The organism is Tateyamaria omphalii (assembly GCF_019802125.1).
Lineage (GTDB): Bacteria > Pseudomonadota > Alphaproteobacteria > Rhodobacterales > Rhodobacteraceae > Tateyamaria > Tateyamaria omphalii_B.
The window spans coordinates 300,525-315,330 of record NZ_JAHVHT010000002.1 but is presented as its reverse complement, the minus strand read 5'-3'; the positions used below and the strand labels follow the sequence as shown (position 1 = coordinate 315,330).

Genomic DNA, 14,806 nt, shown 5'->3' with positions numbered 1-14,806 from the left:
ACAGCGGAGGCAGAAATGGCAAAACAACCCCGAGCATGGCAGCGCATGTTGTCGGGCCGCAGGCTCGACCTGCTGGACCCGACCCCCATGGATATCGAGATCGAAGACATCGCCCATGGCCTTGCCTTTGTCGCGCGCTGGAATGGGCAGACGGCAGGGGACTACGCCTACTCCGTGGCCGAGCATTCCCTCTTGGTAGAGACGCTTTTTGGCCGGATCGCGCCCACTGCACCCCCGAAATGGAGGCTCGCGGCGCTGTTGCATGACGCGCCGGAATACGTGATTGGCGACATGATTTCACCGGTCAAGGCCGCGGTCGGACCAGACTACAAGGTGTTGGACGAACGGCTGGAGGCGGCGGTGCACATACGCTTCGGCCTGCCCGCCAAGGTGCCGCAAACCATCAAGCGCCAGATCAAGAAAGCCGACCGGATCAGCGCCTGGATGGAAGCCACGCAAATTGCCGGTTTCACCGAAGCCGAGGCAAGCAAATTCTTTGGCAAACCGGACGCCAGCATGATCGATGGCTTGCAGATCGTCCTGCGTCCCCCGGTCGAGACACGCAATGCTTTCACAGCGCGCCACGCCACTTTGCTTGAGGATTGCGCATGATCAACGTCCGCCCCGCCATCGCGCTTGATGCCACCTCCATGGCATCCCTGTTGAATGCCATCATCGACAAGGGTGGGACCACAGCACTGACCAAGAAAGTGTCCGGCGGCGACCTCGCCGACTGGATGGCGGCCAATGACGGGCGCGCCGCGTGGCATGTGGCCGTGAACGAGGGTGAACAGGTCGTAGGCTTCCAATGGATCGAAAGCGCCGACTACCTTCCACCAGAGGCGGCTGAAATTGCGACCTTTGTCCAGATGGGCCAGACCGGCCTCGGGATCGGGTCCAAGCTGTTCGATGCGACCCGCAAGGCGGCCAAGAACATCGGCTACGTCTGGATCAACGCCAACATCCGCGCCGACAACGAGGGCGGGCTGATCTACTACCAATCCCGCGGCTTCCAGGATTATGGTCGGATCGACGGGTACGAGATGGCGAACGGCCAGATTGTGGACAAGATCCTCAAGCGCTACGACCTTTGATGCCGAAGCACATCGGCGGCCTCAGCAATCCGATGATCCATCGCCGGGCTTGTGGTTGCAGCTGTTCAGGCAAGGGCCGCTTTGGGTCGATACCCGCCACAAGCCGATATGCTAGACTGCTGGAATGGTGGGTGACCGAAGATATGACTTCCGCGCACTGACGGCGGATGATTTGCCTATGCTTTTGGGATGGCAGAACCAGCCGCACGTCCGGGAATGGTGGGATTCAGACGATGCTTATGATGAAACTGACATCGGCGATCAGCGTGCGTCACGCTGGATCGTGAGCGTAGACGACCGTCCATTTGCCTTCATGCAGGACTACACCGTGCACGGTTGGGAGGATCATCACTTTGCGCACCTTCCCCATGGCGCGCGCGGGATCGATCAATTCATCGGTGACCCGACAATGATCGGTGTCGGACACGGCACTGCGTTCATCGGTCAGAGGATGCAGCGTCTCTTCGACAGCGGCGTGCCCGTTATCGCAACTGACCCCCACCCGGACAACATGCGGGCCATCGCAGTCTACAAGAAGCTGGGCTTCAAACCGTCAGGGCCACCGCAGGACACGCAATGGGGTCGCATACAACCGATGGTCGCTGAGCCATGAGCAAAGGCGTCGTATGGCGACCAAATCGCGCGGGCAGAGTGAATAGAGTCTTGGGTGTCGGTGGCTCCGAGATGCGGGGCTAAAGCGTTAACAAAAGCTTACCCCACCATCACGATGGGGGTGCACAGGGGGTGTACGCATGCTGCACGGGGGGTGACAGGGCGGATTTCGATCACAGATTTCAGAAATTGAAAACTGTCGGATGGACCAGAAGTACCGGTCCACCTCTTCTCTGTTTCAAAAAAAATCCTCGGGGGGAGGCCGCAGGCCGGGGGGCAGACAGCCCCCCTCTGGCCTCTCAACGCGGCGAACGCTTCGCCAGAATGCGCTGCAACGTCCGGCGGTGCATGTTTAGCCGCCGCGCCGTCTCAGACACGTTGCGATCGCACAGTTCATAGACGCGCTGAATATGCTCCCAACGCACCCGGTCGGCGCTCATCGGGTTCTCCGGCGGCGGGGGCAGGTCGTCGCCCGTTGCAAGCAACGCGTTGGTGATGTCCGTCGCATCCGCTGGCTTCGACAGGTAGTCGGTCGCCCCGATCTTGACTGCCGCCACGGCGGTCGCAATGGCGCCGTAGCCGGTTAAAACCACCACCCGCGAGTCGGGCCGCTTGTCGCGCAGGACCTCGACCACATCCAATCCGTTGCCGTCTTCCAGTCGCAGATCGACCACGGCATATGCAGGTGGACGAGCGGTTGCGATGGCTTTGCCAGCGGTCACGCTGTCTGCTGTTTCGATCTCGAATCCGCGTTTTTCCATGGCCTTGGCCAGCCGCCGCAGAAAGGGCTCGTCGTCGTCAACCAACAAGAGCGATTTGTCCGCGCCCAAGTCCCGCAGTGCCGCTTCGGCCATCGAATTCTCCAGTTCCCGCTTATTTTTCTGGCTAAAGCGGAATATGGCGCGCGCAGCCAGCGGGGTCAAATTCTTCCGGCATTATCAGGCGTTTTCGACGAAGCAAGCAACACGATCCGCCATCGTTTCTGCATTGATATCACGGCGGAAAAACTCAACGAATCCATGCTCTGGCAGGACGAGGTAGGTAAAGGTCGAATGGTCGACGAGGTAAAATTCGTCCGACTTGTCGTGTGCTTTGTAGTAGGTCCGGTACGTCTTGCTCGCCGCATCCGTCTGCTCCAGCGACCCGGTCAGCCCAATCATTTTTTCATGCAGGTTGTAGGCGAAGTCGCCGACAATCTCGGGCGTATCGCGTTCGGGATCGACCGTGATGAAGACGGGCGTGACCGACATGCCGCGTTCGGCCAAAACATCCACCGCTTCGGCGTTGCGTGCGGTGTCCAACGGGCAGACATCGGGGCAGAACGTGTATCCGAAGTAGATCAGGCTCGGCTCGGTGATCACATCCTGATCCGTCACGGTCTGCCCTTCGGCATTGACCAGTTCAAACGGGCCGCCAATCCCGTTTCCATCGCCTGCGATTTGCGTAGAGTTGCACTGGGCGAACTGCCCGTCCTCACCACCCGATTGCGTGACCCACCAGATCCCGCCAAGAAAAAGGGCGGCGACAAGGGCGGCAACGGGTGCGATGATGCGGGTCATGTGAGGGCTCCGGGCTAGGGTTGTACCCTAGCTAACAATCCGTTGACCGAGTTCAATAAACGAAGAAGTGACACAATGGCGCAACCTGACTTTGGCCTGCTCACCGGCCAGCAAAGATCGAACTGGATTCGCCTGCGCACGATGATCCTTCTGCGCTGGGTTGCCATCGTCGGGCAACTCGTGGCGTTGACCGTCGCGCAGCGGCTCTACGGCCTGCAGTTGGAATTGGGGCTCTGCTATCTCGCAGTTGGTGTGTCCGTGATCGGCAACCTGATCGCCATCTTCGTTTTTCCGGAAAACAAACGCCTGAACGAAGGCGAGAACCTGATGATGGTCCTCTTCGACGTCCTGCAATTGGGCTTTCTTCTGTTCCTGACCGGGGGTCTTCACAACCCGTTCGCGCTGTTGCTGCTTGGGCCCGTCACCATCTCGGCTGCGGTGCTGACGACGCGGTCTACCTTGCTCGTGGGCGCGACGGCCATTGTGATCGTGACGATCTTGTCCGAATACCATCTGCCCCTGCGCACACAACAGGGGTTCATCCTGCGCATCCCGGATCTTTTCGTGTTCGGCAACTGGATCGCGCTGGTGATCGCGATCTGCTTCATCGGTCTCTATTCCCGCAGGGTGACGTCCGAGATTCACTCGATGTCTGACGCCCTGTCCGCCACGCAACTTGCGCTGTCACGTGAACAGAAGCTCACCGATCTGGGCGGCGTCGTGGCTGCGGCCGCGCATGAGTTGGGCACGCCTTTGGCCACCATCAAGCTGACCAGTGCCGAACTGATCGAAGAACTGGATGACCGACCCGAGTTGAAAGAGGATGCTGCCCTGATCCGGGAACAAGCGGACCGCTGCCGTGACATCCTGCGCGACATGGGCCGGGCCGGGAAGGATGACCTGCATCTGCGGCAAGCGCCCTTGATGACCGTCGTGCAGGAAGCGGCGGAACCGCACACGCATCGCGGCAAGGCGGTGGAGTATACGCACGACCCCGATGCCGGGAACGAGATCGACCAACCAGCGATCCTGCGGCAGCCGGAGATCATTCACGGTCTGCGCAACCTCGTCCAGAATGCGGTGGATTTCGCACGCTCTACTGTCTGGATCGAAGCACATTGGACTGATTCAGAGATCACGATCAGGATCATGGATGACGGACGGGGGTTTCCACCACAGCTTTTGGGTCGCATCGGCGATCCTTTCGTCCGGCGGCGCAAAACCCCGACGGAAAAAGCGCAACGTCCGGAATATGAAGGGATGGGCCTGGGTCTGTTCATCGCGAAGACGCTGCTCGAACGATCAGGAGCCGAGCTGACCTTTGCCAATGGTGTTGACCCTTATGGTGCATGGGCCCCCAGCGACACGCATATTGGTGCGATTGTGGAGGTGACCTGGCCGCGTGAAATCGTGGATGCACGCCATGGAAAGAACGCAGTGGCTATCGGCCGAAATGAACCAATCAGAACCTGACGGCATCACGGTTTTCGAGACATGTGTTAAGCCTGCGTTAACCATCATTACTCAATAGTGTCGTCAGGTGGCGAAAGGTCGCGTGATGGCAGTGCTGGAACTGATTGTCGTTGTTGGCTCTGCCCTATGCGCGGTGGCAGCGGGTACTTTGTACTTGCGACGCACATCCAGGTCGGAGGCCTACGCACAACAGCACCCGATGGAGGGCATAGAGCTGTTGTTTGAAGGTGCCGACCTCCAGCATGCAACGCCGCAGGCGCAAACGACCATGCAACGACAGCCCGGTGCAACAGATTGGCAAGCGCTGCGGCTTGGATTGGGTGGACGTTTTCCCGGTCTCCCCGATCACGACGATCTGCCGAGCATCGAAACGCTCACACTGCGGGCGGCAAGCAGTGGAGATAATGCTGTCTTGCACCTGCACCGCGAAGCAGAGATGACGCGGGTCGAAATTGACGACAAGACAGCGGCTGATCCCGATGCAGAACACAAGCTGAAGGTGATCCAGTTCGAACTGGACACCTTGCGGCTGGCCGCAACAGAAGCTCCGTATCCGATCTGGCTGGTGGACGACGCCAAGACAATTTGTTGGCGCAATACGGCGTACAAGACATTGCAAGCGGCGGTCGGCAGGACGGATGGCGACGATCAGGAAGAGGTCTTCCATTTCACGCCCAGCGATGTGACCGGACGGTCCTCGATCCGGGTGCCGGTGAAGATGGATAGAAACGGGACCACGGAGTGGTACAACGTCACCGCGACTGAAGTGGGCGATACAACCGTCTTTCATGCGGTGGACATCAATGCCGTCATTCAGGCCGAGGTCGCCCAGCGCAATTTTGTTCAGACACTGGCAAAGACTTTTGCGCAATTGTCCATCGGATTGGCGATCTTTGACCGCAATGGGCAACTGGCACTGTTCAACCCGGCCTTGGTTGACCTGACCTCGTTGCCCGCGGAGTTCCTGAGCGGACGGCCCGACATGCTGTCCTTTTTTGATCGCCTGCGCGACAACCGTGTGATGCCCGAACCCAAGAACTATGGATCATGGCGGCAGGAAATCTCGGAAATGATCAATGCCGCATCGCATGGCAGCTATCACGAGACGTGGAACCTGGACACAGGACACACCTATCGCGTCAGCGGTCGCCCACATCCAGATGGCGCCATCGCCTTTTTGATCGAGGATATCACTGCCGAAATCTCTCTCACCCGCAACTTCCGCGCCGAGTTGGAATTGGGGCAATCTTTGATGGACACTTTCGAAGATGCCTTGGTGGTCTTCTCTTCTGCTGGGGTACTTACGTTCTGCAACGCCGCGTATCGCGAAATGTGGATGTTGGACCCTGACAACAGTTTTGCGGACGTGACGATCGTCGACAGCCTGAAGGCATGGCAGGAAAAATGCGCGCCGGATCCGGCATGGGGAGACATGCGCGACTACGTGATGAAGTGTGGCGAACGGGCCGCTTGGGACGTGGATTTAAAACACATCGACAAGGGGCCGATCCGGGCGCATGTATCACCCATATCGGCGGGTGCGACACTTATCAGGTTCAGTGAGGCTCAGCATGTATCGGGCCGCACCGTCAAAGCCATGACCTGACCATTCCAACTTGCAGCGGCAGGCAATGGCGGTAGTTTGACAGGATGACGACCGCCCCCCTTGTCCTGCACTGGCCGACCGAAGATGACACCGCACAAGCTGCGCGCGCAATCGGTGCGGCCCTGCGCCCCGGCGACGTGATTTTGCTCGAGGGTGACGTGGGCGCTGGAAAAACCCATTTTGCCCGGGCATTGATTCAGTCGCTTCTGGTCGAGTGGGAAGATGTCCCATCGCCGACGTTTACGCTTGTGCAGATATATGACACCAAGAATGGGCCGCTGTGGCATACGGATCTGTACAGGATCTCATCAGACACCGAAATTGACGAGTTGGGCTTGTTTGACGCTTTTGAAACCGCAATCTGTCTGGTCGAATGGCCGGATCGTCTGGGCGCCATGGCACCACAAGACGCATTGACCATCGCAATTGACATGCAGTGCGATGGCCGATCTGCGCGCCTGTCATGGGCGAATGCGCGCTGGGAAGATCGTTTGTCAGACATGGCGCATCGTGTCTGATCGTTCCGAGCTGAAAAACCGCTTTCTGACCGAAGCTGGCTGGGTCGACGCGTCGCGTGTTCTGGTTGCCGGCGATGCGTCCAACAGAAAATACGAACGTCTGTCTCGCGACGGGCATACACGCATTCTCATGGATGCCCCCCCCGAGATGGGTGAGGATGTCCGCCCCTTCGTCGCTGTGACCACATATCTGCGAGATGCGGGATTATCCGCGCCCGAGATTTTTGCGCAGGACGCCCGAAACGGGTTCCTGCTGATCGAAGATCTGGGCGACGATCTGTTCGCCCGCATACTCAAAACGCAACCGTCGTTGGAAACACCCCTCTATGAAGCGGCGACAGACGTGCTTCTTCATCTGCATGGGGCAGCGGCGCCGGATCTGCCCCGGTACGATGCATATGTCATGACGGACGCCGCTTGCCTTGCCTTCGACTGGTATCAACGCGGTGCAACCGGTTCGGTAGATATCGATGCGCGCAGTGCTTTCGCGACGGGTATGAAGAATGCGTTGGCACCCTTGGACGCGATGGCACCGGTCCTCATCCAACGCGATTATCACGCGGAAAACCTGATCTGGCTGCCAGGTCGTGAAGGTGTGCAGAAAGTCGGATTGCTGGACTACCAGGACGCTATGCTCGGCCATCCCGCCTATGATCTGGTGTCGGTGCTGCAGGACGCGCGACGCGACGTGTCGATGGACGTTCAAAAAGCGATGCTGGGCAGATATATTGATGGTTCAGGCGCGGACGCCGCAACGTTTACTGACGCATATGTGCTGCTGGGTCTTCAACGTAACCTGCGCATTCTGGGCGTGTTCGCCCGTCTTTCTCTGGCTTACGGCAAACCGCACTATGTGGACTTCATTCCACGCGTCTGGGAGCATATCACAACCAACCTGAGGCACCCCTCCGCATCCCATCTCGATCGGCTTGTCCGTATGCATCTGCCGGAGCCAACCGACGACATTCTCAGCAGTCTGAAATCCCAATGCAAAACGATACCCCTGCCATAATGGTCTTTGCCGCGGGGTTCGGAACGCGGATGGGGCACCTGACCAAGGCACAGCCAAAGCCCTTGATCAAAGTGGCGGGGATGCCGTTGATCGACCGTGCGCTTGGTCTTGTATCTGAGGTGGAACCGCCTCGTACGGTGGTCAACCTGCACTACCTGCCGGACATGCTTGAGACACATCTGGACGGCCAGTCGATCATCACGGTTCGGGAAGAACCGGAGATCCTTGAAACCGGTGGCGGGCTGCGAAACGCGTTACCGCTTCTACAAAGTGACCCGGTTTTGACGCTCAATCCGGATGTTATCTGGTCAGGTCCAAATCCGCTGAAGGTGGCGCTCGACGCATGGGATCCGGACAGAATGGACGCTTTGCTGGTCTGCATTCCCGAGACCCGCGTCCATGGAAGAGAGGGTGGTGGCGACTTTCACGTTGATGAAGGCGGTCGGCTGCATCGCGGCGGCAATCTCGTCTACGGTGGCGTGCAGATCATGAAGACTGCGCGCCTGCACAACGTGCAGCAAAAGGCATTTTCCCTGAATGTCGTTTGGAACGAAATGGCAAATGACGGGCGGCTTCATGGCGTAGAGTATCCCGGCCAGTGGACCGATGTTGGACGACCCGAAGGGATCGACATTGCCGAACAGATGCTACGGAACCACAATGTTTGACCCAAGCGACAAAGCGAGGGTCTTTGGATGCGCGCCGGGCATCGACTTTCCGCTCGCGGTGGTGCGCGGGCTCGAAGATCGGCTTGCAACCGCTCCACCAGAGGCATGGGCCCGCGTCACGCTTCTGGTCAACACAACCCGCATGGCCCGCCGCTTGCGCGCGTTGTTCGACGAAGGCCCTGCGCGCCTGCTGCCGCGCGTTCGCATGATCACGCAGCTTGAAGATCTTGATCCCCATGATCCGCTACCCCCCGCTGCAACACCGCTGCGGCGACGTCTGGAACTGGCGCAACTGATCAAGACGTTGATTGAAAACCAGCCTGAACTCGCCCCGGATGCAGGGCCGTTCGATCTGGCCGACAGCCTTGCAGCGCTGTTGGACGAGATGCAGGGCGAAGGCGTGAGTGCAGATGACATTGCGCGGCTGGACGTAACCGACCAGTCCGGGCACTGGGCACGCGCGCAGCAATTCATCGCCATCGCGCAAAACTACATTGACGCCAGCCAAGGCGCTCCGGATCCGGAAGCGCGACAACGTGAAACGGTTTTGCGGCTTGCCGAACATTGGTCTCACACCCCGCTCAATGATCCGATACTGCTCGTTGGTTCCACGGGCTCGCGCGGAACGACCCTCCGCTTGATGGAAGCCATCGCCCGCCTGCCACAGGGTGCCGTGGTCCTGCCGGGTCTCGACAATCACATGCCGCGGCATGTCTGGGACACCTTGGCAGATGACAAAACTGCTGAAGATCATCCGCAGTATCGCTTCCTGCGTCTGTGCGAAGCGCTGGCGTTGCATCCTTCCGATGTGGGCGCCTGGACAGACCTGTCACCCGCGTCGGACGCACGCAACGCGCTTGTCTCTCTTGCGCTGCGCCCGGCCCCCGTGACTGATGCGTGGCGCGAAGAAGGCCCCGCGCTTTCGGAACTTGATGCCGCAACCGGCGCGGTGACACTGGTCGAGGCCGATACCCCGCGGGCCGAAGCCATCGCCATCGCCATGCGCCTGAGGCAAGCGGCCGAGGACGGGCAAAAGGCGGCACTGATCACGCCGGATCGTATGCTGACCCGTCAGGTCACAGCCGCGCTCGACCGCTGGGAAATTGTGCCGGACGACAGCGCCGGAACGCCGCTTCACCTGTCGCCACCGGGGCGCTTCCTGCGCCATGTTGCCGGGCTTTTTCACGCGACCCTGGATGCCGAAGCGTTGCTGACGCTGCTCAAGCATCCGCTGACCCATTCAGGTGCGAACCGCAATCTGCATCAACTCAACACGCAACGCCTTGAATTGCGGATGCGCAAGGATGGTCTGCCTTATCCCGACGCCGACAGCCTGCAGGAATGCGCCCGGAAAGCCACCCGCCAGACAGAGGAAATTGTACCCTGGGCTGCGTGGGTGGCTGATCTGGTATGTGATCGCGAGACGTCCGCCCTGATGCCGCTCGAGACTTGGGTTTCGCACCATCGCGCGCTTTCCGAGACGTTGGCCGAAGGTCTGGGTGGCGCAGATGCCGGAGAGCTGTGGCAAAAGAAAGCCGGTCAGGCGGCGCGCAAGGTGATGGACAGCCTGGCAGAAGCTGCGCCACATGGCGGTGAGATGTCGGCCCGTGACTACGCAAGTCTGGTCGCGACGGCTCTGCGGCAAGGCGACGACGTGCGCGACCGCGACACGCCCCATCCCGACATCATGATCTGGGGCACGCTCGAGGCGCGGGTGCAGGGTGCCGAACTTATGATCCTTGCCGGTCTGAACGACGGCACATGGCCCGAGGCACCGGCGCCAGATCCGTGGCTGAACCGCAAGATGCGGTTCGACGCCGGCCTCTTGCTGCCGGAACGGCGGATCGGCCTCTCTGCCCATGACTTCCAGCAGGCCATCGCGGCGCCTGAGGTTTGGTTGACCCGATCCATACGCTCTGACGACGCCGAAACAGTGCCGTCACGCTGGATGAACCGGTTGCGTAATCTTTTGCAGGGCCTTGTCGCATCAGGTCATGCCGATCATTGGACGGAAATGCGCGCACGCGGCAACCATTGGCTGTCGCTGGCCCGGCAGCTTGATGCGGCGCCCGATGCGCCCAAGGCGCACCGCCCTTCGCCCTGTCCGCCGGTGTCTGCCCGCCCTCGGCGCCTGACGGTGACCGAGATACAGACGCTGATCCGCGATCCCTATGCCATCTACGCCAAGCACGTCCTGCACCTGCGCGCGCTGCGGCCCCTGGTTCAGACGCCGGACGCGCTGCTGCGTGGAATGCTATCACACGATGTGATGGAGCGATTTGTGCGCGACACGTTGCAGAACAGGGATGCGCTGACACCTGAGACCCTCATGCAGCACGCACGCCATGTGTTAAGCCGCGATGTGCCGTGGCCTGCTGCACGGGCGCTGTGGCTCGCCCGTTTTGAGCGTGCCGCCGCCTGGATCGTAGAGACGGAAAAGGTGCGTCAGATCGTGGCGACGCCAACGCTGTTCGAGAACGAAGCCATCGGAAAACTGACATTGCCCGCAATCCGCACCGAACTCGAGGGACGCGCGGACAGAATTGACGTGGATGACCAAGGCGCGGTGATCCTCTACGACTACAAGACCGGATCGCCACCAACGAAAGATCAGCAGAAGCATTTCGACAAGCAACTCTTGATCGAAGCGGCGATGGTGGAAGAGGGCGGGTTTGCCAAGCTCGGCCCGCGCCCGATCCGCGCTGCGCAATTCATCGGTATGGGCAGCAACCCAAAGATCGAAGACGCGCCCCTGGACGTTGAAACACCACGACAAGTGCTCGCGGATTTGGTGGGTCTGCTGAGCGCGTATCTGGAGGGTGACAAGGGCTACACCTCACGCCGGGCACTTTACGAAGACCGAGAAGCGCGCGACTACGATCAACTTGCACGGTTCGGAGAGTGGGATGTCACCCGAGAGCCGACGGCTGAGGTGCTGACATGACCGCGCCCCTGAGCGATGCGACCTTGCGCCAGCAGGAAGCGGCGCAGCCTATGCAGTCGACCTGGCTGTCGGCGAATGCCGGCTCGGGCAAGACCCGCGTACTGACTGACCGTGTCGCCCGACTACTGCTCGAAGACGTCGAACCACAGCACATTTTGTGCCTGACTTATACAAAAGCTGCCGCGTCCGAGATGCAGAACCGCCTGTTCCAGCGTTTGGGCGCTTGGGCGATGCTTGACGACGATACACTGCGGGCGGAGTTGGCGGAGCTTGGCCTGACCGATATCCCCACGACGGACGGGCTACGCCATGCCCGCACCCTGTTTGCACGGGCAATCGAGACACCGGGTGGGCTCAAAATCCAGACGATCCACTCGTTTTGTGCGTCTCTATTGCGGCGTTTTCCGCTTGAAGCCGGTGTAAGTCCCCAATTCACGGAAATTGAAGATCGCGCAGCAGACCTGTTGCGGGCCGAGCTTGTGGATCAGATAGCGGATGGTCCCGATGCCGACGTGCTGGCGGGAATAGCGCGCCAGTACAAAGGCGAGGACTTTCTGTCCCTGACCCGAGAGATCGTGGGTAGCAGTGGGTATCGCGAGATGTCTTTGGGCGATGCGCTTGAGCTGTTTGGCCATCCACGTGACATGACGCGCGATCGGCTTGTCGAGATGACTTTTGCGCCGGGTGATTGGCAGATGCTGCAGGATCTGCTGCCCATTTTGGCCGGTCAGGGTGTAACTGACAAAGCGGTCGGTGAAATCCTGAAGGACCTTATTGCGCTCGACGATACGAGCCTGTCGATTGCCGAGGCGGCATTCCTGACGCAGTCGGGCACCCGCAAGAAACGGTTCCCAACAAAAGCGACACAGACACAGGCCGCGCATCTGTTGCCTGCGCTTGAGGCCCTGATCGAACGTGTGGAAACCGCACGCGAGGCACGTCTGGCGCTGGAATCCGCCGAACATACTGTTGCATTGCACCGTTTCGCGTGCCGTTTTTCAGACCTCTATCAAGAGGCTAAGAAACGACGCGGGTGGCTGGATTTTGATGACCTTATCCAGAAGGCGCAGCAACTGCTGAGTGACGATCGGGTGGCCGCGTGGGTGCTCTATCGGCTCGACGGTGGGATCGACCACATTCTGGTCGATGAGGCTCAGGACACCAGCCCGCTGCAATGGGATGTAATACGACGTCTGGCTGAAGAGTTTTCCAGCGGGGAGGGCGCGCGCGCCGACGTTACCCGCACGATTTTCGTGGTGGGAGACAAGAAACAGTCTATCTATTCGTTCCAAGGTGCCGACCCGCGCGAGTTTGATCGGATGCAGGCGGAATTCGGCTCTAAACTGGCCAAGTCAGGTCAAAATTTATGGGACAGGAGCCTCGACTTTTCGTTCCGGTCTTCCCCGGCAATCTTGAACATGGTCGACAAGGTGTTTGAGGATGACGCGGATGCGGGCTTTGCCAGTGGTTCGCATATCGCCTTTAATACCGACCTTCCCGGGCGAGTTGACCTATGGCCGCTTGTCCCGAAACCGGAAAAAACGCCCGAACGCGACTGGTTTGATCCAGTGGACAGACGCAGCCCGGAACACCAGTTTCGCACGTTGGCCATGGCTGTTGCAGGGCAGATCAAGCAGATGCTGGACGACAAGGTTCCGATCCCGGACAAGGACGGCGCGCGCGCCCTGCAGCCGCGAGATTTTCTTATCCTTGTCCAGCGGCGCGGCGGCATCTTTCCCAACATCATACGAGCCTGCAAAGAGCTGAACCTGCCGATCGCAGGAGCGGACAGATTGAAGGTTGGCGCAGAAACGGCGGTGCGTGACCTTGCTGCCCTTTTGTCCTTTCTCGCCACGCCCGAAGACAGCCTGTCGCTCGCGACCGCGCTCCGATCCCCCTTGTTTGGCTGGTCAGAGCAAGACTTGTTTACACTCGCCCATCACCGCGAAGAGGATGAGTTGTGGCGTGCATTGCGCACAAAGACAGATGACCACCCGGAAACGGTCGCGGTCCTTCGGGACTTGCGGAACAACGTGGACTTTTTGCGGCCTTACGATCTGATTGAGCGCGTTTTGACCCGCCATCGCGGGCGTCAACGCATGCTGGCGCGGCTTGGATCGGAGGCGGAGGATGGGATCAATGCCCTGCTGTCCCAAGCTCTGTCATATGAACGGAACGAAGTGCCAAGCCTGACCGGTTTCCTGACCTGGATGGAGACCGACGATCTGGAGGTCAAACGCCAGATCGATAGTGCGTCAAACCAAATCCGCGTGATGACGGTTCATGGGTCGAAGGGGCTTGAAGCACCCGTCGTGATCCTGCCCGAATGCGGAAAGCGTGAAATTCAAATTCGGGATGCCATTGTCGAAGTTGATCAAACGCCCGTTTGGAAGATGCCATCCGGCCAATTGCCAGAGCGTTTGTCTTCTCGGCTGGACGAGATGAAGACAGCCCAGCGCGAAGAGTCGCTGCGATTGCTGTATGTGGCTCTAACACGTGCGGAAAAGTGGCTGATTGTCGGTGCGGCGGGGGAATTGAGCAAGGATGGCAGTGACTGGCACCAACGGGTGCAAGCCGGGATGGAGAGCATCGGCGCGACTGCCATTGATACCCCAACCGGGCCCGGGTTGCGATTGGAACATGGCGAGTGGTCTCTGACCACGCAGCAGGATGACGACGCGCTGCATGTTCCTAAGCCGGTGATGCCCGCGCATTTCAACAATACCGCCCCCCGGTCCGAAAGCGAGACGGAAACCTTATCTCCGTCCGATCTCGGCGGTGCCAAGGCGCTGCCGGGTGACGGGCTGGATGAAGAAACAGCCAAATTGTTCGGCACCGTTGTTCACGCATTGCTCGAGGGGCAAGGCGAGGGTGCGCGGGCATTGGCGGACGCGGATCTCAGCGCAGCTTTGAAAGATGAGGCGAAAAAGCAAGCGCAACAGGTTTTGTCTGATCAAGATCTCGACTGGTTGTTTGCAGGAGATGTTCTTGCCGAAGTGCCCATCACCGCGCCCATGGGTAATGCGCGAATACATGGAACGATCGACCGGCTGCATGTCACGCCAACGACTATTCATATTGTAGACTTCAAGACAAATCGCGTTGTGCCGACAGAGCCGAGCCAGGTACCGGAGGGTGTGTTGCGCCAGATGGGCGCCTATGCACATGCAATCGCTCAGATTTACCCGGATCGCGAAATTCGGCTGAGTATTTTGTGGACACATACCTGCACCCTCATGCCTATTCCGCACGATATCGTGACAGTCGCCTTGGGGCGCACTCAATATCTTGACGATACTGTGGGGGGTACCTAGGTTGCT

At 59.6% G+C, this 14,806-nt stretch carries 12 protein-coding genes; 10 read left to right on the top strand and 2 right to left on the bottom strand.

The features are described from left to right. Nucleotides 1-15: 15 nt before the first annotated feature. From KUV51_RS10505 to KUV51_RS10495, 3 genes are all read left to right on the top strand, one after another. Entirely contained in the window at nt 16-612 is a 597-nt protein-coding gene (locus tag KUV51_RS10505) for an HD domain-containing protein (protein WP_222521583.1), read from the top strand. Further along, nucleotides 609-1,094 carry a GNAT family N-acetyltransferase gene (locus KUV51_RS10500; RefSeq protein ID WP_222521582.1) on the top strand — a complete coding sequence of 162 codons (486 nt, stop codon included), beginning with the start codon at nt 609-611 and terminating at the stop codon, nt 1,092-1,094. Before KUV51_RS10505 ends, KUV51_RS10500 begins: the two co-directional genes overlap by 4 nt. Nucleotides 1,095-1,221: 127 nt before the next feature. Further along, the gene (locus KUV51_RS10495; RefSeq protein ID WP_222521581.1) at nt 1,222-1,707 is read left to right on the top strand and encodes a GNAT family N-acetyltransferase; all 486 of its coding nucleotides are present in this window, start codon (nt 1,222-1,224) and stop codon (nt 1,705-1,707) included. 298 nt (nt 1,708-2,005) lie between these two features. Here the strand turns inward: KUV51_RS10495 and KUV51_RS10490 are convergent, their stop codons facing one another. Then, nucleotides 2,006-2,560: an ActR/PrrA/RegA family redox response regulator transcription factor gene (locus KUV51_RS10490; RefSeq protein WP_222521580.1), complete on the bottom strand. Its 555-nt coding sequence runs from the start codon at nt 2,558-2,560 to the stop codon at nt 2,006-2,008. An 84-nt stretch (nt 2,561-2,644) separates the two neighbouring features. Then, nucleotides 2,645-3,265: an SCO family protein gene (locus tag KUV51_RS10485; protein ID WP_222521579.1), complete on the bottom strand. Its 621-nt coding sequence runs from the start codon at nt 3,263-3,265 to the stop codon at nt 2,645-2,647. 75 nt (nt 3,266-3,340) lie between these two features. On the opposite strand from KUV51_RS10485, the gene regB reads away from it, so the two are divergent. From regB to addA, 7 genes are all read left to right on the top strand, one after another. Further along, on the top strand, nt 3,341-4,738 hold the full coding sequence (gene regB, locus KUV51_RS10480; protein WP_222521578.1) for a sensor histidine kinase RegB: 1,398 nt from the start codon (nt 3,341-3,343) through the stop codon (nt 4,736-4,738). An 85-nt stretch (nt 4,739-4,823) separates the two neighbouring features. Further along, nucleotides 4,824-6,344, top strand: coding sequence for a PAS-domain containing protein (locus tag KUV51_RS10475; protein WP_261385769.1), 1,521 nt, complete (start codon nt 4,824-4,826; stop codon nt 6,342-6,344). Nucleotides 6,345-6,388: 44 nt separating this feature from the next. Beyond that, nucleotides 6,389-6,862, top strand: coding sequence for a tRNA (adenosine(37)-N6)-threonylcarbamoyltransferase complex ATPase subunit type 1 TsaE (gene tsaE / locus KUV51_RS10470; protein ID WP_222521577.1), 474 nt, complete (start codon nt 6,389-6,391; stop codon nt 6,860-6,862). Then, entirely contained in the window at nt 6,855-7,874 is a 1,020-nt protein-coding gene (locus KUV51_RS10465) for an aminoglycoside phosphotransferase family protein (RefSeq protein ID WP_315898815.1), read from the top strand. The genes tsaE and KUV51_RS10465 overlap by 8 nt, the downstream gene beginning before the upstream one ends. Then, the gene (locus KUV51_RS10460) at nt 7,850-8,542 is read left to right on the top strand and encodes a nucleotidyltransferase family protein (protein ID WP_261385768.1); all 693 of its coding nucleotides are present in this window, start codon (nt 7,850-7,852) and stop codon (nt 8,540-8,542) included. Before KUV51_RS10465 ends, KUV51_RS10460 begins: the two co-directional genes overlap by 25 nt. Next, the gene (gene addB / locus KUV51_RS10455) at nt 8,535-11,486 is read left to right on the top strand and encodes a double-strand break repair protein AddB (RefSeq protein ID WP_222521576.1); all 2,952 of its coding nucleotides are present in this window, start codon (nt 8,535-8,537) and stop codon (nt 11,484-11,486) included. The genes KUV51_RS10460 and addB overlap by 8 nt, the downstream gene beginning before the upstream one ends. Further along, entirely contained in the window at nt 11,483-14,800 is a 3,318-nt protein-coding gene (addA, locus tag KUV51_RS10450; protein WP_222521575.1) for a double-strand break repair helicase AddA, read from the top strand. Before addB ends, addA begins: the two co-directional genes overlap by 4 nt. The last annotated feature ends 6 nt before the right edge of the window (nt 14,801-14,806 follow it).

Excerpts from the sequence above, each read along its gene's own strand:
- KUV51_RS10505 (WP_222521583.1), top strand. The coding sequence starts at position 16 with ATGGCAAAACAACCCCGAGCATGGCAGCGCATGTTGTCGGGCCGCAGG.
- KUV51_RS10500 (WP_222521582.1), top strand. The coding sequence starts at position 609 with ATGATCAACGTCCGCCCCGCCATCGCGCTTGATGCCACCTCCATGGCA.
- KUV51_RS10490 (WP_222521580.1), bottom strand. The coding sequence starts at position 2,560 with ATGGCCGAAGCGGCACTGCGGGACTTGGGCGCGGACAAATCGCTCTTG.
- KUV51_RS10485 (WP_222521579.1), bottom strand. The coding sequence starts at position 3,265 with ATGACCCGCATCATCGCACCCGTTGCCGCCCTTGTCGCCGCCCTTTTT.
- regB (WP_222521578.1), top strand. The coding sequence starts at position 3,341 with ATGGCGCAACCTGACTTTGGCCTGCTCACCGGCCAGCAAAGATCGAAC.
- KUV51_RS10475 (WP_261385769.1), top strand. The coding sequence starts at position 4,824 with ATGGCAGTGCTGGAACTGATTGTCGTTGTTGGCTCTGCCCTATGCGCG.
- tsaE (WP_222521577.1), top strand. The coding sequence starts at position 6,389 with ATGACGACCGCCCCCCTTGTCCTGCACTGGCCGACCGAAGATGACACC.
- KUV51_RS10460 (WP_261385768.1), top strand. The coding sequence starts at position 7,850 with ATGCAAAACGATACCCCTGCCATAATGGTCTTTGCCGCGGGGTTCGGA.
- addB (WP_222521576.1), top strand. The coding sequence starts at position 8,535 with ATGTTTGACCCAAGCGACAAAGCGAGGGTCTTTGGATGCGCGCCGGGC.
- addA (WP_222521575.1), top strand. The coding sequence starts at position 11,483 with ATGACCGCGCCCCTGAGCGATGCGACCTTGCGCCAGCAGGAAGCGGCG.